Genomic DNA, 24,422 nt, shown 5'->3' on the forward strand with positions numbered 1-24,422 from the left:
CCGCGGCGCTGCTCCCGGCGCTCCGCGCCGGGAGACGGGGCGAGTCGCTTCGCTCCCCGCCAGGGAGCCGCTGCGCGGCTCGCGGTGGGTCCATTCCCGTTGCCGACGATCGAGTCGCTTCGCTCCTCTGAGTTTCCGAGATTAGGCTCCCACCAAAGCTTTTCATCGGCACGTTTGATCCGGTCCCCCACAGCCGAACGAGGCTGTGGAGACGGGGTGGTGCGCCCGGCCCGCCGCCCACTCGCCTTCCTGTGCCGCTCCATGTCATACCCACAGCATACCACCCACCCCCACACAACCCAAAACATCGAAAACCTCAAATCATCTAAATCTGTTGATGAACAACAACTTCCAAACCTTACAAGCTGAGGTTTGTGCACAAAACACGTAAAGACCTATTCACCAACTAATTACCGAAACATGTTGCAAATCAACGTCTTTCAAAAACGACTCAAAACCGGACGCAACAGACACCCGCGCGCCCGCCGGAACCCCGGCGCCGCCACTCCCCGAACAGGTCGCCGGCGCCCCCACATCACAAACCGGGGACATGTCATCACACCAGGTCACAGCACCATTACGGCCGCGAGTGCCGAGGTCGCGTCGATCCCACCCATAACCACCTACACACCGCCCAGAATGGGCAGCAGGGAATTCAGCAGCGGTTCGCGTCGCTCGCGGCGACGCCTGGGGAGGAAGTACGTCATGGTGTTCGAGAGATTCTCCGATCAAGCCCGTCAAGTGGTCGTCCTCGCCGCCGGCGCCGCCCGCACCCACCACCAGAACTCCGTCGGCACCGAACACCAGCCCGCCCCAGATCTTCGACGCCGGCGCCCCGGAGCGGCAGCGCTGACCTCATGGGGTGTCACCGCGCCGGCCCTCGAGAGCAAGCTCGCGGGTGCCAGCGCACCGGCAGGCTCCGCTCCGGCGGTTGGGCACATCCCGTGCACCGGCGAAAACGAAGAAGGTCCTCGAGGACAGCCTGCGCCAGACCGCCCTGCTCGGGCACGAAGAGGATCGGCACCGACCACCTTCTCCTGGCCCTGCTCGACGACCCCACCTCCACCGGCGCTCAGATCCTCACCGACCTCGCATCCCTGCCCATCAGCGAGATGCGTGAGCACCTCAGACGCGAACTGGCCCAGCAGCCCACTCCAGGTCCCGCACACCGCATCCCCATTCGGCTCAGCGACGACGAGTACACCCGCGCCCACGCTGCCGCCCGCACCGCCGGCCAGAACCTCGAAACCTGGATCCACAACCGCATCACCGACGCCCTCGAACAACCCGAATAGCAGGTTCAGTCCACACACCCACCGGCGGGCGACCGAGGTTCTACCTACTGACACCGGCACCGAGACTGCCGAGGCACAACACGAACGGCCCCCACCACCGCAAACGGTGGAGGGGGCCGCCCCACGACACAGACGCGCCTGCATCGCATCAGCCCGTTTTCACCCGACTGCCAAGCGCACTAGTCGCTCCGCTGGCCGGAGAAGGAAGACCGGACCGAACCTGGACGTCACGCTACTGCGACCATCCACTCACGCACAACCACCGAAACCAGCACCGGGCTCACACCGGGACGTGTCATCTTTCCTGGTCAGCGCGCTCTCCGAAGCCGCGGTTTTTGCCGTCCATCCACGCGATGACATCGAACACCCGCAGTGCCGAGACCTCTTCGGGAAGGCCGGCCTCCTATTCAGTCTCGAATGGCTCGCGCGGTATCCATTAGGTTCTTTCTGGCCTGCACATACCCTTGCCGCGGTTCGTCAACATCGGGTGGCGACGGCTCATCGGAAAGGTCACCGTTGTTCTGAATATAGGCAACGGTCCGGCTCAAAACAGTTCGGTTCCAGTCAATGACCGACTCGCCGAACTTTGTGAGGGCTGTGTGCAGCTCATCTAGAGCCGTCTTGGCAGATGGAATTACTAACTCCGCGCGCGCAATCGCGTTCAGGAGCGCGGTTTCCTCCTCGCGGAACTTCCGAATCCGGGAGGCAATTTGTTCCCATATCTCGTCCTCATCGTTGTAGGTCGAGTACATTCGGATCTCGCTCTCAGCCGCGTCAATCCCGACGAACGCATGGTCCGCCGCTGCGACTGCCTCGACAAGGGCGATTCGTTGCTTTTCTCGCTGGTCGACACCGCGGGTTCGGTTCGACCATATGAGGTTGAAGGTCTGAGTGATAACAATGCCGCTGAGGGTGCTACCTGCCGCAAGGATTGCCGCCCAACCTGGGGTGAAGTACATCCTCAAACAATTACACGAGCGATCGCACTCACGCTGGTCGGGATATTCGGGTAAGTCATCTACGCGCTGCAACTGGCAACGCAATCCCGCGCTAACCGTTACCCGGTGGCGGCACCGGTTTCGGGTGATGTGGCTGACAAACCCCGCCAGCACAGTCGGGGCGGCGCTCACCGTCTACGTCCGCCGGGGCGGCGCGGTAACCTTCCACAACCACTTCCGATGGCCCGCAATCACACCCCAGCGGCCACCGGCCGGCCGCCAGCTACGGCTCGAACTACTGACCATTGCCGCCGAGGCCGACCAACTCGTCATTACCTTCACGACAGATAAACGCATCGCCACCACGTACAACAGGGACGGGTGGCGGGCACCCACCCCCGCCGAACGTCACGAGTACACGATCCCGACAACCACGAAACAAAACGGCGAGTTCACGCGCTGGGATCTGCTGTTCGATCCTCACGACGAAAAATGCGCAGCCACCCTCACAGCTGCACGAGCCGAACTCGCTACCTGAGAGACGCAGCTGTCGGTGGCTAGGCGCCGCGGCGGGCACGGGCGCCCTCGACCACGGACCGCTGAAGCACCCAGGTACCGCCCACACGGGTGACCGGCAGCCCTTGCCCTTGATGGCCTTCAGCACGCCCTGACGGGTCATTCCGAGGCCGTCGGCGGCCTCCTGCACCGACACCAGCGGCGGGCGGCGGTCCATCGCGTCGGTGAGGCGGTCGAGATGGAACCGGAACGGATCCTCGACACCGCACAGACCAGTAACCCGAACGCGACCCAGGGGCAAATATCGCTCGAGACTTCCAGTTCGGGGCAAGATCGAGACCTTCACCCGTCAAACATTTCGCCCACCACCTGTCAATACGCTGGGTGAATGAGTCCAACAAATGGTGAAGACTAGCCGCTTCGCCTGCAGACCGCGGTTCGGACGCGGAGCCGTATATTGATGCGATGACCACAAGCACGCAAAGCGCTCGGAGACTAACGCCACGCTCCCGCGTCATCCAGTGGACAGTCCGCAACTTCAAAGCGCTCGAGCATGCGACGTTGCCCCTAGACAGATTGAACGTGCTTGTTGGCCCAAATAGTTCCGGAAAATCGAGCCTTATCCAAAGCTTGTTACTTTTAGCGCAAAGCACTGATGATGAAGTAATCCTCAACGGCCCATTGGTCCGCCTTGGCGACCCTCTCGATGTCATAAGCGCAGATTCCGAATTTGTATCTCTTGGTTTTGTAGTAGACGGGACAAGAATCCCCGGAGCCGACGAATCGACAAGCAACGTACTGTTCGAAGTGACTTTGAGTCACCAGCACGGATCGCTCGTAGTTTGCGAATTTACTGCAGTCGAGGAAAACACTGACCGGATACTTATAAGAGCAACATCCGAACGAGTCAATGCCGGAATTCGGGCCGACGTCACGAAGGACTCGCGAGTCCACGAAACAGTCCTCCGCGTCCGAGAGATTAACGGCAGCGACTCACCCTCATCAACATTCATTACCTTTACCGGCCTATTTCCGGAAGCTTTGGTCTACAAAAGCACTCGGCAGCAGGTGCTGTCCGAATTGCGTAGAGGTATACGTAGCGCCAGAAACGATTCCGATTCTGAACTTGCATTTTCTGCGACGTATGAAGTAACACAGTGGATGCGCCGCAATATAGACAAAATGCCCGAAGAAGTCCGTGGCATCGTGACATCAAAATCACATGGGGCCTTCTCGCAACTGTTCGAATTGCCGCGCACTGCCTTGAGCGAGCTACTAGACGCATTCGTCGCGGCCGAAGTATCCGAAATCGAATGGGCACGAGTATCGATTACCAACTTCCGGCGCCTTGGGACCCGACGTATCCGATCTACCGCACTGCTTGGACTTAGCCCTAAACGTGAAAACGTTGTTTCGGTCCTTGCACTCGCTTCAGATGCTCTGCTGGCCTTCCAATCTTCGATTCGCTACCTTGGGCCCCTCCGTGAAGAGCCGCAGGTGGTTTCCCCGACCGGCGCCAGATATCGCGCGTTACCGGCAGGACCCAAAGGTGAATACACCGCCGATCTCTTGGCCAGAATGAGGGTAAGCGAGATCCGTTACGGCGATTGGAACGGCGAGATTCGCGTCGGAACAGTGTCCGAGGCTCTTACCCTATGGACCGCCTACCTTGGGGTCGGGGACGACGTCTCGGTTGAAGATCAAGGAAAACTGGGCAGAGGACTTCGCATCCGCGTTAACGGGATCGAGCGCGACCTTACAACAATTGGCGTGGGAGCGAGTCAACTAATACCCGTCCTAACCGTTGTTCTCACTGCTCCTGCCGGTTCAATAGTTCTCCTGGAACAACCGGAACTGCATCTGCACCCTTCGGTGCAAAGTCGTTTGGCGGATTTTTTCCTTCGTGCACGCATCAACATAAAATTGGTCGTAGAGACACACAGCGAGTACATGATCACACGGATTAGGCGCCGTGTAGTAGAGAAGACGACACCTGCCAGACATATTGCGGTTCTATTTGCCGAGCAACACGATGGCATCACTGAAATGCGCCACCTACACCTTGACCGCCTCGGAGACTTCTCTCATTGGCCACGCGCTTTCTTCGACACTCAGGACGAAGAGGCACGCGCCCTTGTGGTCGCTGTCAGAAAAGCTATTGATTCTGGACAAAAGTCATGAAACTGTTGCTCGATCCCCGATTGCTGATTTTCCCGTCAGAGACCAGCGACCGGAAGCAGTTGATTGAAATATGGGGAAGAATTGTAGATTGGTCTTCAGACAGTCGCATCGCTATAGGCACCGAATCCCTAGAACATGTGTGGAATCACTTCGGGGAGGTCGGATATCCCGAGAAGGACTTAGCAATGTACCCGCCGGCACTACGAAACGAGTACAGGCAGGCATTGAATAAAATAATGTCGCGCATTATCGAGCACTGTAATCACCCCACCGAGCTTGATGTGCGTCCGGAGTACGTCGGAAGTGAGGAACAGAAGAATGCGTTGACTCGCGACGTCGCGGGCACAGCCGGAGGGTCGATCGTCGGCATCGCGAGCACTCGATCAAGCTGGAGCGAGGATTGCGTAAAAGTGTGGTTCACACCGCCACCACCTAGCGAACTCGAAATATGCGTTGATGCACGCTCACCACTTGCAATTGAGACTCGAGCGACCGTCGAAGCCGCCCTGCGCGGAAGACGGGTTCACATAGTCGGCGGCAAGCCGAATCAACGTATTTATAAATCGATTTTTGAAATGACGGGGATCCGAGAGTCGGACATACACTGGATCGCTGCGGAAAAGTCTAAGCCTCCACGGGATCTAGACAAGAAGTGGGGAAGCTTAAGACCAGACCGCGACATAGCTATATGCATCACGGGGAGGATCGGACATGCACAGTCAGAAAGGGCCGCTACGACTGCCGCAAAGGCCGGGGTTATATACCTCCCACTGGAATCGGCTAACGAAATTGAATCTGCATTAGTTGAAGTGATTCCGCGCATGAGGGAAGCCCAAGGCTGGCGTATCAGCGAGAAAGATTGAATTGCCAGCCTTGGATTTTGTTTTATACGTAGAGCAGCATCCTCACTCAGGGACGCCGCGAGAAATGTCGAGGACACTGGCGAGCGGGGTAGAACAAGGTCAACCCCACCGGCTTTGTGGTGATTCGGCGACCGCTCACGGCTTCCGGTTGCCGAGGATTGCTAGCACAAGCGCCGGAAATCTTACCTCCCAATATTCGAATAGCCCACGGTCTTGCCTTCCTCATTCAATACTTCCACACTATCGCCTAGAAAATTCTCGACAAGCCAGTCATATACCTCCTCGCAAATTGCGACGTAGCGCGCCGGGTCTAGTTTTCGACCACCATGCATTTTTCCGTGCGCAACGTCATTCCTAACCTCAAGCAAATCCGACAGAATATCACGTCGATTGCTGTTCAAGAATTTTTCGAATGCAGATTTTTTCTCGTTCCCAAACCGTCCTATTAATGAAATAAATGGATTCACGCGTAGGTTAGGTGCATAGATAAAGCTCGACTTTGAGAACTCAAGAATCGGCCCGCTAGATTTCTGCACTAGATAGGAGGTTAGTATGACATGGGTTACCTGCTCAAGAAACCCAGCACACCGGAGACAAAGATATTTGCGCAGGTCTTCCTGCAACTTGAGTTCTGTCATCGGGATGTACCGCAAACTACGAAGATACCGCTCGTGCTCGGATTTCAAGCTTGTCCACAGAGAGTGTGCCTCCGCACGTCCAGCTATCACAACTCCGCGGCCTCAGAAAATATTGATCTTGCCACAGAAAGACGACCATTCACGCTATCCCGGTGTGACGTACTGCGAGTAACATACGCTCGGTATTCCTCCGAATCTCGAAGTTTGTCAAGGCTTTTTTTGAGCTCAGATGGAGAAATTGATCCCCCACCCAGAAAGATACTCATTAAATTTGCCAGTGTTGCATCCACATGCGCAGCATTGATGGTCCCTGAGTACCTTAAGGCATTACTGCCCGACGCCGCCACCAGCGCCGATGTCGATTTAGCGAAAGCATCCGAAAGTTCAGCAGTTGGAGTCGACTTCAGATCGCGGTTGTCTTTCAGATAGTTATTCAAGAAGTCGGACATGGGAGGACGATAAGCACTGGTCTCCCCGTTGCCCGACCCCGACGTGCTCATTGCCCGCAGCAGCGCCAGCGATCTTAGGATAAGCTCATGATCTTTAAGTCGTTTATGGGCTGGCCCGAAAAGCCTTCTCCAATTTTCGTCATGATTTAGATCTCGTATCCAGTCGACAACCGGACCGCGATAGAGTGCAACTCGGATTTCCTGAGCCGTCAAAGATACCCCACCACTATTTAGTCTACCGAAAAGTCGATAAATTGATTCGCGACCATCAGGGCCTTTAGGCTCAATAACGGTTGCTTGGATAAATGTATTGTTTAAGCGCCGCCGACTCTCACTATTTAGGGTTTCATATGTCGCCCCTTGGAGATGCTCCGCAACTTCGTTGAGTGAAAATTCACGGCCGTTGGGATACTTGCCCTTGTAGAACGACTCGAGAGCGGTCAATCGTTGTTGTCCGTCTAGGACCAAGTAACGCTGGTCGGGTTCAAGGACAAGAAAAATGCTTGGAACAGGCCATCCTAATAGAAGTGATTCGATGAACTGTTCCATCTTCTTAGGAGTCCAGACTCCCTGCCGCTGGAATCCGGAGATCTCAGATCCCGCCGATTCGTCAGGGTCAAACCGCGGTACTACGATATCTCCCTGCTCAAGTCGACGCACCAATCCAGCCACGTCGAAATCTGCACCTAGATAGGACAGTGTTGAATCACCTAGATCTACTAGGCCCTCGTCGTCCGTGACACTCTCGTCAATAACGTCGGGGTCTGGGAGGTCGGCGCTCGTTTGCATGCGATCACCATATCCGCGGGGAAGTGCAGATGGTAGTTCTCTGCGCTCGCGCCCTCCAACTGCGGAGGGGACGCGTTCCCCGTCAGCCTTCGCTGTTACTCGCGGAAACGCGCATGCTTGCCGGTCTTGCTGGCCACAGCGGTTGCGCCAGGGACTCACATCCATATGCCGATCTGGCGCCCTTGTCAGATACTGGCACCACAGCTATCTGACGTTGCTATCTCAATTTGTCCTCACCTGCGACAGCGCAAATTCGTCACAATGGTTTTTTGAGCTGACCGGACACGGCCCAAAGGAGTTGCCCTCGATTTCACGGAAATGCGGCTTATGTGAGAGTAGACGTTGCTCGAACATAAATTACTATTGAAAATGTGACGTAGATCCACTAGGCGCCCGGCAATCCTGTGTTGCCCCCGCAGTCGTTCCATTTATCAGGTTTCTAGCTGACTCGCGACCGAAACGCGGTGATGTATTCGTGACGCTGATGATCGTCTTGTCCGGTGAAGCCTTTGAACTCCCCCAGCCGGTAGGACACGCCCGACTTCGTCTGTTTGATGTCCACGGTGAAGTCGCGGGACAGGTTGGCGATCCGCCGTTCGAGGTCGTGCTCTTCCACCAGTCCGTCGGACAGTTTGAGAAGCTTTGTTGCGGTGACGAATCCGTCCGTCGATTTGAGGATGCGGTAGACGGCGTCGTGCACAGTCTCCGGCGCGAGCTCCAGGATTTCTCGGCGGGCGGCGGTCTTGTCGAAGGCGGCGACGATCGACTTGCCGATAGCCTGCGCCACCGGCGGGGGGAACGCGTTTCCGATCTGCCGGTACTTCGCGGTCTTGCCTCCGGAGAATTCCCATTCGCCGTCCTTCCAGCCCTGCAGCCGGGCGACCATCGGCAGGGTCAGCTTCGGCGGCACGTCCGCCGGGTGCGGGGAATCGGCTGCCGGGGGGTCGTTGGCAATGCCCATCCCGCTGGTGCCGAGCTCGAGCCAGGCCCGCTTGGCACGGGTGGGACCGAGGTCGGCGCCGCCGTGTTTTTTGCTGCCGCCGACCAGGGTGGGTGCGATGTCGTTGGCCAGCGCGGCCCAGTCGTCGACATGCTGCCACCCGTCCACGCCCATCAGGTCCTTCAATGCCGACCCGACAGTGTCCTGGGTGGGGGTTTTCTCGGGCCAGTGGAAGTAGGCGGCGTCCTCCTGCCGCAGTGCGACGAGGACGAACCTCGGGCGCAGCTGCGGAACCCCGTAGTCCGACGCCTGCAGTAGCCGCCAGTCGGCGACGTACCCGAATTCGGTCAGCCGGTCGAGGATCCGCTGCCGGTAGGCGGCGAACCGGGGGGCGGAGAGCCCGCGGACGTTCTCGAGCATCAGCGCCCGGGGCTGGATCTGCCCGGCCGTCTCCACCGCCCAGGCGAACAGGTCCCGCTCATCGGAGGCGCCGAGCTGCTTGCCGGCGATCGAGAACGGCGGGCACGGCACCCCACCGGCGAGGAGATCGACTCCCTCGTGTTCGCTGGGCTTCCATACCGTGGGGTCGGCGACGTCGCCCTCCTCGACGTCCCAGTCCGGCCGGTTCAGCTTCAGGGTCGCGCAGGCGTTGGTGTCCAGCTCGACCGCCAGCTTGTGCGAAAAGCCGGCCTTTTCCAGGCCCAGAGCCTGGCCCCCGGCACCGGCGCAGATCTCGACGACCTGGTAGTCGGACCTCGGCGTGGCGCTCTTCTTCTTCGCTGGCATGGGCCCCATCTTCCCTTACGCGGAACTGTTCGATGATATCCCCTCGTTCGAACACCCGTTTGATGCTGCCTTGTTCGGCGTGTCACGCCGAGCAGTGTCGCCGAACAGCGTCGAATATTCGCCGGACGTTGCCGCATCTCGACCGGCGCATTTGCTCGGACGAGCAGGTAGTTGTTGTTCGGGGCCAACCGGACCGGAGCCCAATGACCCCTCGCGAAAGGACACCGCCCGTGACGAACGGAGAAGTGCGCCGCTCCTCGCGGGTGCTGGTTGCCGAGTTCATCGCCGGAATCGGTGAGGGAAACAAGTTCACCAAACTCGACCTGAACAGGGCGATCCCCTTCTACGCGCAGAACGACCGGCGCATGCGTGACCTGCGCGAATGTGGGTGGGTCATTGACAACTACAAGGTCAACCCGTCGCTGGCACCGGACGAATACCTCGTCCGGCGCATCGGGGTCCGGATCGACCTCGGCGAACGCCCGCCCAAGCCCGCCCGCAAGACCGTCGGCGGAGCCAAACGCCGCCGGATCCTCGAACGCGACGGGCATGTCTGCGCCATCTGCGGCGTGCCCGCCGGTGAACCGTTCCCCGACGCCCCCGGCCGGCGGGCGGTGCTCACCATCGGGCACCTCATTCCCGTGGCCCGCGGCGGCACCGACGACGAGAACAACCTCCGCGCGGAATGCCAGCGCTGCGGTGACGAGTCCCGGGACAACACCCTCGACCCGCCCACCACCGACTTCGTCCTGACCCGGGCGAGGAACATCCGCAGCCGCAAGGAGAAGAAGCGGCTGTTCGCCTGGATGGTCGCCCGCCGTAAGGACCCTGACGACACCGAGCTGGTCTTCCTGGACTGGTGCCGGCTTCCCCACTCCGAACAACTGCGGGTGATGCAGGAATTCGGCCGACAGGTCCTCGCCGACGACGAGGGCTAACCGCCACACCCCTATTCACCACCCCTTATGACCGCGAGGTGCAACACGCACCCCGCGCGATCACACCTGCGCCGAACCGGCGCGAATCAGTTTCCGGAAAGGAACCCGGCCTGTGACCACCATGGACGCCTTCGCCGCCCCAGACCCCGAAATGGAGGCCGTTGCAGACGAACTCCTGCGCGCCGACCCGGACGGAGCCCGCTGGGCCGCCGTAGTCCGGCACACCTACGACATGATCTACAACGGCGCCGAAACCGGGCGCTACCGCTGGGACCAGCTGATGAAAACCGAGAAGACCCACTTCGGGACGTTGTTCGAGATCAATGCCCAGCGCGAATTCGAGTTCGACGGTGGTGACCAGACGGACTACCGCATTGCCGGTCACCAGGTCGATGCCAAGTGGAGCCAGAAAGAAGGCTCCTGGATGCTTCCCCCCGAGGTGTTCGGCCGCCTCGCTCTGGTCGCCACGGGTAACGACGAACGCGCGATCTGGTCCCTCGGCCTGGTCCGCGTCCGGCAGGAGTACCGCTCCGAGGGGGCGAACCGGGACAAGAAGACCACCCTCAACGCCCTCGGCAGATCCTCGGTGCGCTGGCTGTGGAAGGACGCCCCGATGCCCGCCAACATTCTCCTGCAGCTCCCCCGACCCGCCGTGGACGACCTCTTCACCCGCAAGCACGGCACGCAGCGGACCAACCAGCTCTTCCGCCTCGCCGAAGGGCAACTGGTGCACCGCAGCGCCGTCCGCACCGTCGCGATGCAACTCGACGACCAGAAACGCGTCCGGGCCAACGGCGGCGCCCGTTCCGCCCTCGCCCCCGAGGGGTACATCATTCTCAGCGGCACCTGGGAGAAGCAGAAGCAGATTGCCGCAGACCTCGGGGTCCCCGTACCCAGCAGGAAGGAATACATCTCGGTGCGGATCGTGCCCTCCGACCCGGGCACCGGCACAGAGATCAAGGGCGGACACTGGCGGCGGGCCACGCCGGGTGAGAACGTGACCGAACCGGCGCCGCTGTTCGTCAAGGACGACGAATAGGAAGAGCCAGGGGCAGGCGAACCCGGCCAGCACCGGAACAGCACGCACGCGATTCCGGAGCTGCGGGTCTGGCCACGGCGGTTCTCCCATGCCCCGCCGGGGCATGGGAGACCGAACGGCACTCGCGCTAGCCTGCGGACATGGCATCCGAGACGCGACCGCCGAGGAGCGGACGGGGTGCGCCGAGCGACGACGTCGTGGCGACATCGGCGGGCCGGTCACGCAACATGCAGGCCATCCGGCGCGCCGACACCAAGCCAGAGATCCGGTTGCGATCGGCCCTGCACGCGCTCGGGTTCCGATACCGCAAGGACTACCCCATCCGCATCGACGGCAGACTGATCCGTCCGGACATCGTGTTCACACGCCGGAAGGTCGTCGTGTTCGTCGACGGGTGCTTCTGGCATTCGTGCCCCGAACACGGTCGCAATCCCGCGGTCAATGAGCGTTACTGGTCCCCCAAGCTGCGACGGAACGCCGAGCGAGATGTGGAACAGACCCGGCTCCTGGAGTCGGCAGGCTGGCGCGTCCTGCGGATCTGGGAACACGTGCCCCTCGACGACGCGGTCGCCACGGTCACGGCTTCACTCACCTAAGCCGATCACCAAGCGACCGCTCACCGGAGACGGCAGCCCTTTATTCGCTGCCATCCCGACCGTGCATTTGTCACACACCGCGGGTGTATAGACACCATGCTAGGGTGTCTATACACCCACGGAAGGACCACGAAATGCGCACACTCAACGACTGGATCCCCGCCCTCGCCGCCAAATACGGCACCCCCGACGTCGTCATGCACATGACCGCTCAGCGCCAGGCCGGAGACCTCGGAATCGCCTGGGCAAAGGACATGCCTGCGAGCGACGTTCAGGCCGTCATCGAGGCCGTCGATGCCCTTTACTCCAAATGAGCAAAGGCACACCGCAGAAGGCGATTCGTGTCGACCCAGAGCTGTGGGAGACGGCGAAGCAGATCGCCTATCGACGCGATGAAACAATTTCCGATGTGATCCGACGGTCACTTCAGGAGTACATACGAGATCACAGCTAACGAGCGACGGCACCATGCGACCTCACCCACGCTCCGGCCGAGCGCACGGTGTACCGAAAGTTGTTGAATGCCGATCGAACCCGGCCTTACGGTCGTGCGAAGAAGCCCAGGGTTGGATCTGCGAATGTGCCGATGACTAGACCACGATCTAGGAAGCGGTTGAACTCTTCACAACTGGTCTCGGGCAGCAGCGCGCAGCCGTGGCAGGCGGCGAGGTTGCATGACTCGGGACCTTGCCCGAGCTCGCCAACTTCCATGCAGACAGGGTCGGTCGAGCACCAGCGGGCCTTATCGATTGTGGCTTCGAATACGGGTCCTAGGTTTTCGGGTCGGGCCATGCGCACCAGCCCACCCATCGTGCCTTCTGAATCACCAGCTGCGGTATAGATCAGTACACCAGCCATCTCACGGCCCGGCTCACCGGAGACGTACAGGCGTTCGCGTAGCGCTGCGGAGCTGTAGCCGCAGGTGAAGACCAGCTCGTTGATCAGCAGGTGCGCCAGGGTGTGCAGGAGGATCAGGCGTGGACTCAGGTCGCGTACCGGCCCGTCCGTTCCATGCCGGGAGGCGACGTAGTGCGTGCTGATCCGTCTCGCGCGCACCCGGACCTCGTCCCTGTTCTCCCAATCGGATAGCGCTTGGCTGTTGAGCTCGAGGTAGAGGCCTTCGCCCTTGACCACGCACGCTGGTAACCAGTCGTGGTCGGGAGGGAGGGCAGTCCGGCGCAGCATCGCCTTGCCCTCGCTGAGACGGAGCAGGCCGTCACGGACGCGGGTGAAACCCCGCAGCGCGCGGGTCTCGCGGAGGACTTCGACGCGGCGCACCCGATCGAGTACCTCGACGAGGCGATCCGGCACGCCGGGATCGCTGGCTTTCAGGTCGGGATCGTTCGGTGTTTCACGGAGCAGCTTGAATTCGGGATAGCGCCAGGTCACCGTTGAGGTCAAGGTTTCCGTTTCGCTGGGTCTGTCCGTTTTCTGACTGTTGCCGAGAAGCTCGTCGAGTCCCGCCGCCAGCTCGTCGTCGGAGAAGGATTTGAGTAGCTCAAGGGGAGTGGTCTTCCTCAAGCTGTCGGTTGTCACCTGTCCGACGATTTCATGGATCGCCGTGATCCTGGCCTGAACGTCGGGACGCCGGAGTAGCTCCAGCACTTCGGCGCTCACACCGCCTTCGTGTCGTGGCAGGTATATCGAGGATTCGACCTTCGGGAAGTAGACATTGCCGGCGGCCCGCAGCGCTCCGCGAAGGGGAAGGCCGCAGCCGCTCCCTTCATCGGCAACCCATGGGCGACTGCCGACACAATTGAATTCCGCGCCTGCGGCGAGATGGCTGGACAGTATCGTGCGCTCTTCGTCGCCGCGTTTGGCCGCTGTCTGTGTGATGCCCTCGAGTGAGCGTTGTGCCTTGCATCCGTCGCACTTGACGAGCTGCCCTGCAAGGGTCCCGCCGCCCTGTGACAGCAGGCGCAGTGTCCCGTGGCAGGTGGGTGAGAGCGAGTGGTGGACCCACTCGGGGAACGGGAAATCGTCTAGATGCCCACGCTCGCAGATGACGATGAACGGTACCTGCGACATGACTGGTCGCCGTCTTTCGTCGTGGGTGTTGTCTGTGCAGCGAACGAGTTGGGTCATGCTCAGCTTGGTCCGGCTGAGTCGTTTGCAGTAGATGCAAAAACACCAGCGCGGGAACCGCAGGACAGGAACCGAGAGCTTGAGATTGCGCTGTTCGTTACCTCCGCCGCGGGGGCGGCGGAAGTCTGGTGGCAATCGCAGCTCGCTCACCCTGAGCCGCTCTTGAAGCCGCCATTCCGGTACGAGAAACTCGTCGGGGTACAAGTTGTCGCGGTCGTCGGACTCGTACCAGTGATCGAGTCCGGCTGTGATCACCGAGCTGCCATTGACGAGGATGCTCAAGGCACCGACACCAAATGGGCTGACCAGTTGCGATCTGCGCATGTTCCCGGTGCTCATTCGGACTCCTCTGTCGTGCTTGCTGCGTCGGCGGCGTAGGCGGCGGTGATCCGCAACTGACATTCGGCGTCGACGTTGCGCATGCTTGTCGGTGTGTCCCAGATCGTCGGTACCAGTGCGCCGGGCTCTTGGGCCGATCCGGCCCAGCGCATCAGGCCCTGCATCGGATCGCCGCCATTTACGTTGGCGCTCCACTCTGTGCGCTCCCCATGGCGCCATTCCCGGGCGCGCCGGTCGATCACCGCGTCGAGAGTGGGTAGCTCGGCCGGGTCTGCGTGGGCGGCGCGGTCGCGGATGAGGCCGGTGGCCACACCGAAACGGGCGTCGGGAAACGGGTCGGGTCCCAATCGTGTCTCGGCGGACTGGCGAATATGGGCGACGGTGGCACCGTGTAGGCCACGTAGCAGCACCGGCAGGGCGAATGGCGTCAGGCTCGTGGGCTCGACCTGCGCGTAGAGACGCTGGTGGTAGCTGCGGAAGCGCTCGTAATGGCTACGGTCGCGTGGCTTGGCGGCACCGTAGATTGTGATAACCAATCCGGGCCGCTCCCACCATCGGCGGCCGACCCGGCCGCTCACCTGGATGTACTGAGCGGTGGTCTTTGGCTGCCCGATGATCGTCATGAGACCGAGCCGGTCGATATCGACGCCGACTTCAATGATGTTCGAGGCCAGGCAGACATCAACGCAGCAGTCCTGCCCGTACTCCTGCTGGAGCTCTTCTATCGCTTTCGGGATCTCGTCACTGCGCCGTCGGCTGGTGAGTTCTAGGGTGTTCCGCGGCCAGCGTATGTCCGCCGCGATGAGCCCATCGCGCTTGCGGATGCCAGTGAGGTAGTCGGGTATGTCGGACTGCAGGAGCGAGACGGTGTTGCCGAGTTCGCGCAGGCTGTTGAGGAAGTTGAGATTGGTCCAGTAGCCATCGCGATCCGCTTCCGGGATCTTCGTGGCTCCTTGGAGTGTCGCAGCGGCGACGCGGACCTGGACCGTCTGGATCGAACCCAGGGAGGGACTCATGACACCGAGGTAGCGGCGACCCTTGGCCTGGGTCCCGTCGGGGAGCGTGGCGGTCTCGGCGAAGAAAGACTTGCCCTCCTCGAGCCCATGGGGTGGAAACAGGGCCACCCGTGTACGCCCGTACAGGTCACGGATTTGCTGCTCGTAGCGCCGGATGGTGGCCGTGGAAGCGATGATCTTGGGGCGGATCGGCTCCCGGCCGCGATGGTCGGTGCAGAGGTCCTCGATAATAGCCTCGTACAGGCCGACCATCGATCCGAGCGGGCCGGAAATCAGGTGTAGCTCATCCTGAATGATGAGGCCCGGGGGGGAGACCTGGCGGGCACCATCCGAACCAAGGCCAAACAGGCCGCGGGCGTTCGGCTCCCAGGCGAGCATCGCGAACTTGTCTACAGTGCCGATGACCAAGGTAGGGCGAGTGTCATAGATGTCTTCGTCGACGACGTGGACCGGGAGGCCCTCCCGGTTGCGCATGCCGAATCGGCAGTTGCCGTCTGGGCAGATGAAACGGATCTTCGACCCGGCCACCGTCATATAGCCGATTGGTCCCTGACCGCCTGCTCTCCGAGAGTTGGACGCGGTCCCGGCTTTCGTTGCTCCCTCCGGCGGCCCCATCTGGGCGCCGCACCAGGGGCAGCGCAACAACAGGAAAGGGTTCTCCTGACTGCTGTCTTGCCGCAGCTTGCCGAGCGCGGTTTTGGCTGCCGCCCACCGGTTGGGTGTGGTGGCACTGCCGAGCCATATTCCGATGCTGAAGCGCTCGGTCCCGAGATCCGCTGCTCGCGAGCGAATGTCGTCCATCACGCACAGCAATGAGGCGGCCCGCAGGAACTGTTGTGCGGTCAGCAGCCGTAGCGTGTAGCGCATGAGCACGTCGGTGCCCGCGTCTGCCGGGTTGCGGAGTCGCCGGGCGAACATGCTGATTGCCGCCGCACCCAGATAGGCCTCGGTCTTGCCGCCCCCGGTGGGGAAGAAGATCAGGTCGACCAGTTCGCGGTCGGCTGTCGACGGGTCGAAGACGTCCGGCAGGCTGGCCAGGAGAAAGGCGATCTGAAACGGTCGCCAGGACCCGATGCCGGGTTCGGGTACAGCTGCCGGTGTTGGCCCGGCGACCTCGAAAATGCCTTGCCTGTTGAGGCTTACGGTACGGAGCGGGAGGCGCGAGCGGATTTGCTGGTAGTACATGGCTTCATTGGCGAGGCGGAACGCGCGGGCGGCGGCGGTGTTCGACTCCAGCAGTGCCTGCCCGGTCCGCATCCGTTCCAGGGCGCCCTCGCAGAGCTCCATGTGGCGGGCCGCGGCGTCGCGGTACCGATCCGGCAGGCCGGTTATCTCGTTGCGGCGGTCCTCGATCCAGCGGGCGTACAGACCGAGGACGGTCTCGATCTGCCGGTGCCCGTCCGCCGAGCCGTCGGCGAGGGATTTCATGCTGACCCGTACTGGTTCCCGCTGACCGTTGCCGTTGATGCAGTAGACATCGGGTGTCAAGCTTGGCACCTCGTAGGCCGGCAAGGCCTCGGCGCGGACCGCGCCCACCGTGTCACCGCCGGGCTCGTCCCAGTCGGCCGCGCAGCCATGACCGACGGCGTAGGTCCGCTTGTGCCGGTACAGCAGCGCGATGGACGCTTCCTCGTTACCGGATCCGCCCGGGGTGTCGGGCTCTGGGTAGGCCTCGATCCGGGCACCGTCTGCGGGGCGGACCTCGAATCCGGCTTGCAGGAGCGCGGCAGCTGAACCGCTGCCGCTTGTGGTGTTGACCAGCACGATGGTCACCAGGCGGCACGCGGGATCGGGATCGCCGGGGACGGGCCGGGTATAGGCCTGCAGTTGTGGTTGCACGCGCTCGTGGCGGGAGAGTTCGGCGTCCAGCGGGAACAGTTGTTTGGCGCCTCTGAACAGTGATTCAGCACTGGCTGTAGCGGTCATCGTGACAGGCCGGCGCAGCCACCACTCGCGCGGCGCGCCAGCGATGTGGACAGGCAGCCTGTCGTAGTACCCGAAAGAGGCCCGTATTTGCAGCGACTGTCCCGGTGCCATGCGGACACGGAAGGAAACGGCCATGGCGCTGGGCTGGAAGGAGTTGGCGTCGCTCAGGTCGAAGTCGTCGGTGTCAGGATCTGGCTGCCGCGTTGGCGTGACCGTGCCGCTGGGATCGATGTCGCGGATTTCGTCGTCCGTCGGAAGTCCCGGCGTTCCGGCGATGGTCTCGCCGGCGGCCTGGCTGCGGGCGGCCGAGCCTTGCGGGTACAGCACGCCGATACCGTAGCGCCGTAGCGGCTCGGTCTCGGTGAGGATTTCTTGACCGGTCGTCTCGTCGTACCAGAGGCCGTGCGAGGCGGGCCACGAGTCGAAGTGCACTGCACCGGTGGTCGTGTCGATCGGCTTGCCTCGTCGCGTCTCGCCCGGTGGAGGGCCGAACAACTCGCGCCGGACTGCCGCTTCCATGACTCCGCGCGCTTCGATCCCGCTCATTACTTCAGACCTCCAACTTTGGTCGCAGCGCTGATCGCCTTCCCACAAGGGACAGCCGGTCGGTGGCGCGGGTGAGACCGACGTAAAGCAGGGCATCGAATCCGGGAAGGCTGGCGTCGTCGATATCCGTCAGGATGATGGCCGGTGCTTCCAGGCCCTTGTAGGCATGAATGGTCGCGAAGCGCAGGCGGCCTTTCCGGGGCTGAGTGCCTTCTTCGGCAGCCAGGATCTGTCTCAGCCAGGTGTCGGTGGTGGTCGCGGCGAGCGAGCCGTCACGCCGGGGGCTCAGCAGCACGATCTCGTCCAGCTCGTAGCCCTCTGCTTTCAGGTCGCCGATGGCCTTGATGACCTCGGCGGCCTGCTCGCCGGGCGCCTCATACCAGTAGTAGCGCGGCGTTGCGCCGTCGTCGTCGCGCCGGAACCGTTTGTATCCCGGCGACATCGCCGCCAGCAGTTCGACCGTGGAACCAATGCGCGGCCTGTTCCGGCAGTTGGTCATCAGGCGGTGGTGGGCCAGGCCCGGGATGCGCTCGCGTAGGGCATCCCGCCCGTCTTCGAGGTCGTAGAGCGCCTGCCGCTCGAAGTCACCGAAGAAGAGGCAGCGACCGCCCGCCAAACCGCCCTTCACCATCAAGTCGAGCACGTCCAGATACGCGGGTCTCGCCAGATCCTGCATCTCGTCGACGATGAGGAAGTCACGGGTGAAGTCACCGTCGAGCAATCGGTCGATGGCGGTCACGAGTAGCTCATCCCAGAACGCGCGGTCGGGATGCGGCGGCGGTGTCAGCCTGGTCAGGCGCAGCAACTCGCTATGGAAGCCGCCGGCCTGCAGCCCGGCCGACGCCGGGGTGCTGGCCCGCAGGTGCCGGCCGAGCAGCCGGTTGAAGCAGAGAAGGCGACCATCAGCACCGCGAGCCTGCTCACGGCGTGACGCCTCGAGCGCCAAGAAGGTTTTTCCCGACCCTGCCGGGCCGGTGAACAGGACACTGCGATTCTCTGCCATGGCATCGAGGGCCTCGTACTGTTCCCCGAGGAAGGCTGTCAACTGCGTCGTACGGTCATGGCGGAGGTCGGCGGCCGCGATGGTGACGTCGAAGCGGGGACGCAGCGTAGCAGTGAGAGCGCCGGCCGACTCCTGGCTCGGCTGCCCGGGGCTCTGGCGCAGTGTGGGCAACCGGCCGGTCAGGTGTTCGCGGCCCTTGACCAATAGGCGCAGTACTGCCCGGGCGGCACCGGTGCGGAAATCCGTCAGGTCGAGAAGCTGCCACTCGTGCCACTCCGGTGAGGCCGGCAGGGATGCGCGGGCCCGGAGGTGGGTGAACCAGACACCGCTCACTATGGGCACCGCCCGCAGGTCAGCGCCCCGCTTCTGCAGGTATTCCCGAATGCTGTGCATTGCTTCATTCGACTGCTGGAACGGGCTGCGCGCGGTTGGCGGGTGGTTGCCGAGCTGCCAACGGCCATCGGGTAAACAGGTTGCCCTGGCGTGTGACTTGATCTCGATCACGGCGATGCCGTGACCGGGGGCAACGACCACGAAGTCCGCCTCACCCTGGGTCTGCCTGACATGTTCGGCGAGTGCCAGCGAGTGCAGCACCGTCCAGTCCTCGGCGAGGGGATCAGTGGCTAGCCGCTCGAAGACCTGGCGCTCCCCAGGTGGCGCATCGTGGGCAACGATGGGCGGAATCATTCGAGCCACTGGGCGCTCCGATCCTTGGACGGACGGCGGATGTCGCCCCGGTGCACAGGTTCGAGGTTCGGTGATATCGCGAGCACACGGGTCGCGATCATGCTCCGGAAGCCGGGGATGTTGAGTTCTAAGCGGAGGAAGCCGTCGCGATCGAGCCCGGCCAGGTCGGCTGTCGAGATGGCCTCTTCGAGGATCTCGCGGATGTCTTGACTGGCTTGCAGTCTGGCCCGGCGCAGGCTTGTGGCCAGCTCATAGTGCGGCTCCTTGGGCATGCCTAGCCAGCGCAGCAAGAACACGAAGTCGTTGCCGTTTTGCGGTCGCACCATGGTGGTGCTCGTCCATGCCGGTGCTCGGTCGGCGCGCGTGACACCGGCCTGCGCGAGGGACTGGATGGCAGTGCGGGTGCCCATACGGTCGAGTTCGCGGCGGAGCGCGGCCTTCCATTCCGCCTGGGAGGCGCGCGCTGCCGAACCGCGAGCGCCGAGTAACTCGATGGCCCGGTCGTAGAGCATCTCGGAAACGGTCGATCCCTCCCGCAGGACAAGGTAACTGCCCACCGTCAGGGCCGAGACGTCACTGAGATCGACGCGTTGTCCCGGCGGTCTTTGCGGGTGCAGGGTCCGGATGTGTTCGCCGGCCTGGTCGAGCATGATTGCCAGTCCACCACCGAGGAATACCTTCCGTGCCAACACCTCGCCTGGTCGAGGTGGCCGCGAGGGGGCCTGCGGGGACCAGCTCGGCTGCGGCACCAACTGGTCACCCACGACGACTGGAACTGGGGCGAGGACCGGTTCCGCGCCGATCGTGAAGACCTTGCGGCGGGGCCTGATCGCGCCCTCCGCATAGTCCGAAATTGGCGATACCGGCAACGTGCGGTCCTGCACCCACGACGGCAGCACGTAGGCAAGCTCACTGGCCCGCGGGGCCGACAGTAGCCCGGGGCCGAACAGTGAGGGCGATCCGACAGCGTAGGCCTGCTCGACGACGAACGCCTGCTCGCGAAAGGTCGCGCACAGAACCGGCACCGCGATGCCGAGTTCGCCAAACCATTGGCGGGTCGCATCCTGAGTGCGTCCAGACGCCGTAACCACAACACACGATTCGTAATTCACTTCAGCCAACGATTCGAGCAGTACCGCGCCGGTCGGGCGGTCCTCGAGATGTGCCCGTTCTGCCCGGTCTGCTAGATCGCTCAGAAGGAGCTGCGTCGTTTCATCCGCCCCGCGGATTCGCCGATCGCAGGCCGATCCCAGCGCAGCGACGAGTTCGTCCTCTCCAACCCGGAAGACTGGTGGGGCCGGGTTCGTCGCCAGGCGCCAGCGGAGTTGCCGGGCCATGGCCAGCAGGTCCTGCCAGACTTCAGGATCCTCCTCTCGCAGCCGGGCGATGAGCCGGCGCAGAGCAGCATCCAGCTGTGCGCCGGCGTCGTCGGCGACGGCATATAGCGCGATCTCGGCTCGCGCTAGCACCGCGGCCGCCCGGTAGCGGCCGGCGATCTGTGTCAGCGGCGTCATCGGCATGTCTCAAAGGCCAATGCTTCGATCCCCGGGGGTGGGTGCCAACCAATGTCATTGAGGGAGAGGGGAATGCCGCCCATCGAACGGGCCGCGAGGATGGAATCGGCGGCGAACTCATACGCAGCCGAACGATCGACGATCGCAACGGTTACATCGCACGACAGGTCGCTGATCCACCCAATCGCACTGCTGCCGTCCAAAACCGTCAGCCTAGCTTCGGGTGGCATGATCGCTTCTTCAGACCTGGCTGCGGGCAAAATTTCGCTGCGCCACGAGGGCCGAATTCCGTCGCTGGGGCGTAAAAGCTCAGCGAAGCTATTCCAGCCGGGATCGGAATCTCCTAACCCAATTCTGACGTCCATTTCCGAGGTGATCCAAGTCTTTGTGCCGATCAAGACAACATCTGACCCCGAGGCGACCTGTTCGGCTGGCCATGCCTCGGCACGGCCGGCACTGGTCACCAAACTACCCGCGAGGGGCACCTTGAGCTTGCGGTATCGGCTAAACCGCGGGGCCGGTACCAGGTACTTGATCTTCTCGAGCTGATAATCCATCTCACCGCCATGAATCTGGGTTCTTCCCTTGACCACACGCGACTCGTAGAAAGTCTCGGCCACCAAGCAAGTCCCGGCGAGTAGAAGAAGGACAGGCGTTCCCCGTTGCAAGGTAGGCAGCACGGTGTCCGGTGACCCCGGTAGCTCAACCGGTCTGGTCAGCGCCCAGCCCGTCGCGACAAGGACGGCGGCCAGATCCCTTGTTGGCACGGTGATCGCGACAATCAATCGCCTATCGGCAGCGGGTGGGGGCCGACGTGCAAGTCGCGCCCCCAGCGCAAGTATCGGGGCGGCCCAGGCGGCCTCCACAGGCTCAGCGCCATCATTCTCTAGCAGCACCAGGCCGCCTGTCATCTGCCGTCCCCTTTTTGCGCCGCGGTGTTCGTCGCATACTTACCATCGGACGACGACTCGTTGTCATTACAGCGCTGAGGCCGATCAGCCTGGGCGCCGCGCCCCGTCTGCCGGGGTGCGTGCGTTCCGCGGGCACAGTCTGGTTCGTACAGGGTTGATGTGCGATCCCACCCGTTGGGTTCAGTCCGACGCACCGCGAGGTGGCCGCATGTTCGCCTCGAGTGCAGCCGTCACTATCGGCATCGGCTAGTGCCCGCACCACCGACCAGCCGCAACCGATCTGGTTCGGCCCTTCGATGCTCGGCAGCTGCGGGCACGGGCTCCCGAACCGATACCGGGTTTGCCGGAGACGGAAACACCCGGACCGTTCCTGCCTGCCGATGCACGGGCCGCTCGTGCCACTCGAACCGCCAACCGACGTACGTGATGTGATTCGGTCGACGGTGCCCGCGATTTACGGCCCGCCGGCACGAAATGGAGGACCACGATGACCGAAGACGACTACATCGACGTGGTCGGGGCACAGTCCGTGCTCGAGGTGGCCGAAGTGGTCGCCGCGGTGCTCGGGGCCCGGATGGAGATGGGCGGTGAACCCGGCCGCATCGTGGTCACCGGAGCACCCGATCCCGATCTTCGGGTTGCCATCGGGCTGGCGATCAACGACCGCGGGCTACCCGAAAGGTGGACCAGGCGGATCACGATCACCCACAACCGTAGTAGCGACGAACGCCACCGCTGGGCACAGCACCTACACCGCGCCCTCACCGAACGGCGCGACTGGACACTCACCGTCACCCCCGGCGGTCCACCGAACCCACACACCCCACCCCCTTCGAATACCCAGGGGGGATGACCCGCTCCGCGGAAAGACACGCGCTAGAACCCTAGACACCGCCCCCTCGTGCACGCCGGGGGAGCAAGGCCGGGTACAGGGCGGCCCCCTGACCGGCGGGGGCATCGGCGTGAGGAACATGTTGGGGGTCGTTCTGACGCCAAAGCAGCCGCACCGCCAACGCGTGCACGCCAGACACCGAGGATCCTCACGGGACTCGGCCCGCGTGGTCACCGAGTCTTTCACGGACGGCGAGGTCGACTCGCCGGTCGCCCTGCTCGTGGGTCGACTCGGCGGCCGGGGCGCCGCGGCTGTGGTAGCCGCCTTCACCGCGCAGCGTCCACGCCGCACCCCGGAGCACCGGCTCACGCAAAGTTGAGCTGAGGTGACCGCCGTCGCCGGTGTCCCCTGTCCCCGACTGCGTTCTATCTGCAACACACACAGCTAATTCCGGTCATGAACGCGGCACCCACACTGGTCGGTCGGCCGTACGCTGACCCCACAGCGAAGGACCGGGCGCAGAAGTGGGGCGAGGCGACATGGACGAACTCGACAGCAAAAACCTGGGTAGGCTGCGCCGAATCGCGGACGCCCGATCAGTGTGGACCTCAGAGTCCGGCGACTTCACACCCTGGCTCGCCGAGAACATCGACGTTCTCGCCGACGCCCTCGGCATGTCCTTGATCGTCGTCGATACCGAGGTCCGCATCGGGGACTTCCGCCTCGACATCCACGCCAAGGACGGCAACGACCGCTCCGTCGTCATCGAGAACCAACTCGAACGCACCGACCACGGACACCTCGGACAGTGCCTCGTCTACGCCTCCGGCCTGGACGCCTCGACCGTCATCTGGGTCGCCCCCAATTTCCGGGAAGAGTTCCGCAGCGCCCTCGACTGGCTCAACGAACGCACCGACAGCGAACTCGGCTTCTTCGGTGTCGAGGTCGGCATCGTGCAGATCGGCAGCGGACCCCCGGCGCCGGTGTTCGACGTAGTCTCGCGCCCCAACGACTGGCAGAAAACGGTCAAAACCGCCGGTAACGCCGCCGAAGCCCGCGCCAGCACTCCGGTCAACGCCGCCCGGCAAGCCCTGTTCACCGACATCCTCACCGACGCGAACACCCGTCAGCCGGCCATCTCGGTTCCGACACCTGGGAAGGGAAACTGGATCTCCTTCGCCTCCGGACCATTCGGGAACTGGGACCTGACAGTCAGCGACGGCCGCCTACGCGTCGATGCCTACATCGACACCTACAACCGCGATCTCAACAACGCCCTGTTCGACGAATTCGCCGCCAAGGCCGCCTCCTGGCAGACCCAGACCGGACTGGATCTGGCATGGGAGCGGCTCGACGACAAACGCGCATCACGCATCGCCGCCTACCGGCCGGTCGACCTCGACGACCCCGCCGACCGCGACGCAACCCGCCAATGGGCGGCCGACGCGTTGGTCGCGATGTACAACACCCTGAACACGCCCCTGCGCGCGGCCGCGAAAGTCCGGCGCGCGGAGTACGCCGCCCCTGCACCACCGCCCGAGTCACAGATCTGACCTAAAAGGTGCTGCCACCTGCCCTGATTACCCCGCTTCTGG

At 62.7% G+C, this 24,422-nt stretch carries 20 protein-coding genes; 10 read left to right on the forward strand and 10 right to left on the reverse strand.

The window, feature by feature from the left end; translation table 11 throughout:
* The first annotated feature begins 944 nt into the window (after positions 1-944).
* Positions 945-1,295, forward strand: coding sequence for a Clp protease N-terminal domain-containing protein (locus tag ACH49N_RS33405; protein ID WP_012687054.1), 351 nt, complete (start codon positions 945-947; stop codon positions 1,293-1,295).
* 407 nt (positions 1,296-1,702) lie between these two features.
* Here ACH49N_RS33405 and ACH49N_RS33410 read toward each other — a convergent pair whose 3' ends face one another.
* Entirely contained in the window at positions 1,703-2,254 is a 552-nt protein-coding gene (locus ACH49N_RS33410; RefSeq protein ID WP_012687055.1) for a hypothetical protein, read from the reverse strand.
* A 124-nt stretch (positions 2,255-2,378) separates the two neighbouring features.
* Between ACH49N_RS33410 and ACH49N_RS33415 the strand changes: the two genes are divergently transcribed.
* From ACH49N_RS33415 to ACH49N_RS33425, 3 genes are all read left to right on the forward strand, one after another.
* On the forward strand, positions 2,379-2,771 hold the full coding sequence (locus tag ACH49N_RS33415) for a hypothetical protein (RefSeq protein WP_231869141.1): 393 nt from the start codon (positions 2,379-2,381) through the stop codon (positions 2,769-2,771).
* 443 nt (positions 2,772-3,214) lie between these two features.
* Entirely contained in the window at positions 3,215-4,930 is a 1,716-nt protein-coding gene (locus tag ACH49N_RS33420; RefSeq protein ID WP_012687057.1) for an AAA family ATPase, read from the forward strand.
* Positions 4,927-5,793 carry a DUF2325 domain-containing protein gene (locus ACH49N_RS33425; protein ID WP_148222687.1) on the forward strand — a complete coding sequence of 289 codons (867 nt, stop codon included), beginning with the start codon at positions 4,927-4,929 and terminating at the stop codon, positions 5,791-5,793. The genes ACH49N_RS33420 and ACH49N_RS33425 overlap by 4 nt, the downstream gene beginning before the upstream one ends.
* 182 nt (positions 5,794-5,975) lie before the next feature.
* Here ACH49N_RS33425 and ACH49N_RS33430 read toward each other — a convergent pair whose 3' ends face one another.
* The 3 genes from ACH49N_RS33430 to ACH49N_RS33440 form a co-directional block, all read right to left on the reverse strand.
* A complete protein-coding gene (locus ACH49N_RS33430) occupies positions 5,976-6,431 on the reverse strand; it encodes a HEPN domain-containing protein (RefSeq protein ID WP_148222688.1) in 456 nt (151 codons plus the stop codon).
* A gap of 86 nt (positions 6,432-6,517) precedes the next feature.
* Positions 6,518-7,669, reverse strand: coding sequence for a DUF262 domain-containing protein (locus ACH49N_RS33435; RefSeq protein ID WP_148222689.1), 1,152 nt, complete (start codon positions 7,667-7,669; stop codon positions 6,518-6,520).
* Between the two features lie 439 nt (positions 7,670-8,108).
* Entirely contained in the window at positions 8,109-9,395 is a 1,287-nt protein-coding gene (locus ACH49N_RS33440) for a DNA cytosine methyltransferase (RefSeq protein WP_012687059.1), read from the reverse strand.
* Between the two features lie 230 nt (positions 9,396-9,625).
* On the opposite strand from ACH49N_RS33440, the gene ACH49N_RS33445 reads away from it, so the two are divergent.
* The 4 genes from ACH49N_RS33445 to ACH49N_RS33460 all read left to right on the forward strand — a co-directional run bounded on the left by ACH49N_RS33445 (position 9,626) and on the right by ACH49N_RS33460 (position 12,282).
* Positions 9,626-10,333, forward strand: a complete 708-nt coding sequence (locus ACH49N_RS33445; RefSeq protein WP_012687060.1) for an HNH endonuclease — start codon at positions 9,626-9,628, stop codon at positions 10,331-10,333.
* Between the two features lie 121 nt (positions 10,334-10,454).
* Positions 10,455-11,372 carry a NaeI family type II restriction endonuclease gene (locus ACH49N_RS33450; RefSeq protein ID WP_148222696.1) on the forward strand — a complete coding sequence of 306 codons (918 nt, stop codon included), beginning with the start codon at positions 10,455-10,457 and terminating at the stop codon, positions 11,370-11,372.
* 140 nt (positions 11,373-11,512) lie between these two features.
* Positions 11,513-11,968, forward strand: a complete 456-nt coding sequence (locus tag ACH49N_RS33455) for a very short patch repair endonuclease (protein WP_080512624.1) — start codon at positions 11,513-11,515, stop codon at positions 11,966-11,968.
* A gap of 134 nt (positions 11,969-12,102) precedes the next feature.
* Complete coding sequence (locus tag ACH49N_RS33460; RefSeq protein WP_043827429.1) at positions 12,103-12,282, forward strand: hypothetical protein; 180 nt, start codon at positions 12,103-12,105, stop codon at positions 12,280-12,282.
* A 226-nt stretch (positions 12,283-12,508) separates the two neighbouring features.
* Here ACH49N_RS33460 and drmB read toward each other — a convergent pair whose 3' ends face one another.
* The 5 genes from drmB to ACH49N_RS33485 form a co-directional block, all read right to left on the reverse strand.
* Entirely contained in the window at positions 12,509-14,392 is a 1,884-nt protein-coding gene (gene drmB / locus ACH49N_RS33465; RefSeq protein WP_012687064.1) for a DUF1998 domain-containing protein, read from the reverse strand.
* Positions 14,389-17,766, reverse strand: a complete 3,378-nt coding sequence (locus ACH49N_RS33470; protein WP_358277026.1) for a helicase-related protein — start codon at positions 17,764-17,766, stop codon at positions 14,389-14,391. The genes drmB and ACH49N_RS33470 overlap by 4 nt, the downstream gene beginning before the upstream one ends.
* 118 nt (positions 17,767-17,884) lie before the next feature.
* Positions 17,885-19,570, reverse strand: coding sequence for a nuclease-related domain-containing DEAD/DEAH box helicase (locus ACH49N_RS33475; RefSeq protein ID WP_050785280.1), 1,686 nt, complete (start codon positions 19,568-19,570; stop codon positions 17,885-17,887).
* Positions 19,567-21,084: a hypothetical protein gene (locus ACH49N_RS33480; protein WP_043827478.1), complete on the reverse strand. Its 1,518-nt coding sequence runs from the start codon at positions 21,082-21,084 to the stop codon at positions 19,567-19,569. Before ACH49N_RS33480 ends, ACH49N_RS33475 begins: the two co-directional genes overlap by 4 nt.
* Positions 21,081-21,704 carry a hypothetical protein gene (locus ACH49N_RS33485; protein WP_148222690.1) on the reverse strand — a complete coding sequence of 208 codons (624 nt, stop codon included), beginning with the start codon at positions 21,702-21,704 and terminating at the stop codon, positions 21,081-21,083. Before ACH49N_RS33485 ends, ACH49N_RS33480 begins: the two co-directional genes overlap by 4 nt.
* A gap of 778 nt (positions 21,705-22,482) precedes the next feature.
* Here ACH49N_RS33485 and ACH49N_RS33490 point away from each other — a divergent pair.
* Positions 22,483-22,848: a hypothetical protein gene (locus ACH49N_RS33490; protein WP_012687069.1), complete on the forward strand. Its 366-nt coding sequence runs from the start codon at positions 22,483-22,485 to the stop codon at positions 22,846-22,848.
* Positions 22,849-23,035: 187 nt separating this feature from the next.
* Here the strand turns inward: ACH49N_RS33490 and ACH49N_RS33495 are convergent, their stop codons facing one another.
* Positions 23,036-23,188, reverse strand: coding sequence for a hypothetical protein (locus ACH49N_RS33495; RefSeq protein ID WP_358277025.1), 153 nt, complete (start codon positions 23,186-23,188; stop codon positions 23,036-23,038).
* Between the two features lie 178 nt (positions 23,189-23,366).
* Between ACH49N_RS33495 and ACH49N_RS33500 the strand changes: the two genes are divergently transcribed.
* Positions 23,367-24,380 carry a DUF4268 domain-containing protein gene (locus ACH49N_RS33500; protein WP_012687071.1) on the forward strand — a complete coding sequence of 338 codons (1,014 nt, stop codon included), beginning with the start codon at positions 23,367-23,369 and terminating at the stop codon, positions 24,378-24,380.
* Positions 24,381-24,422 lie beyond the last annotated feature (42 nt).

The sequence above is a fragment of the Rhodococcus sp. NPDC019647 genome, from assembly GCF_044389235.1.
Lineage (GTDB): Bacteria > Actinomycetota > Actinomycetes > Mycobacteriales > Mycobacteriaceae > Rhodococcus_F > Rhodococcus_F oxybenzonivorans.

Bases quoted from the DNA above. Each gene is read 5' to 3' on its own strand.
- ACH49N_RS33410 (WP_012687055.1), bottom strand. From the start codon at position 2,254: ATGTACTTCACCCCAGGTTGGGCGGCAATCCTTGCGGCAGGTAGCACC.
- ACH49N_RS33420 (WP_012687057.1), top strand. From the start codon at position 3,215: ATGACCACAAGCACGCAAAGCGCTCGGAGACTAACGCCACGCTCCCGC.
- ACH49N_RS33425 (WP_148222687.1), top strand. From the start codon at position 4,927: ATGAAACTGTTGCTCGATCCCCGATTGCTGATTTTCCCGTCAGAGACC.
- ACH49N_RS33430 (WP_148222688.1), bottom strand. From the start codon at position 6,431: ATGACAGAACTCAAGTTGCAGGAAGACCTGCGCAAATATCTTTGTCTC.
- ACH49N_RS33435 (WP_148222689.1), bottom strand. From the start codon at position 7,669: ATGCAAACGAGCGCCGACCTCCCAGACCCCGACGTTATTGACGAGAGT.
- ACH49N_RS33440 (WP_012687059.1), bottom strand. From the start codon at position 9,395: ATGCCAGCGAAGAAGAAGAGCGCCACGCCGAGGTCCGACTACCAGGTC.
- ACH49N_RS33450 (WP_148222696.1), top strand. From the start codon at position 10,455: ATGGACGCCTTCGCCGCCCCAGACCCCGAAATGGAGGCCGTTGCAGAC.
- ACH49N_RS33455 (WP_080512624.1), top strand. From the start codon at position 11,513: ATGGCATCCGAGACGCGACCGCCGAGGAGCGGACGGGGTGCGCCGAGC.
- ACH49N_RS33460 (WP_043827429.1), top strand. From the start codon at position 12,103: ATGCGCACACTCAACGACTGGATCCCCGCCCTCGCCGCCAAATACGGC.
- drmB (WP_012687064.1), bottom strand. From the start codon at position 14,392: ATGAGCACCGGGAACATGCGCAGATCGCAACTGGTCAGCCCATTTGGT.
- ACH49N_RS33475 (WP_050785280.1), bottom strand. From the start codon at position 19,570: ATGATTCCGCCCATCGTTGCCCACGATGCGCCACCTGGGGAGCGCCAG.
- ACH49N_RS33480 (WP_043827478.1), bottom strand. From the start codon at position 21,084: ATGACGCCGCTGACACAGATCGCCGGCCGCTACCGGGCGGCCGCGGTG.
- ACH49N_RS33490 (WP_012687069.1), top strand. From the start codon at position 22,483: ATGACCGAAGACGACTACATCGACGTGGTCGGGGCACAGTCCGTGCTC.
- ACH49N_RS33500 (WP_012687071.1), top strand. From the start codon at position 23,367: ATGGACGAACTCGACAGCAAAAACCTGGGTAGGCTGCGCCGAATCGCG.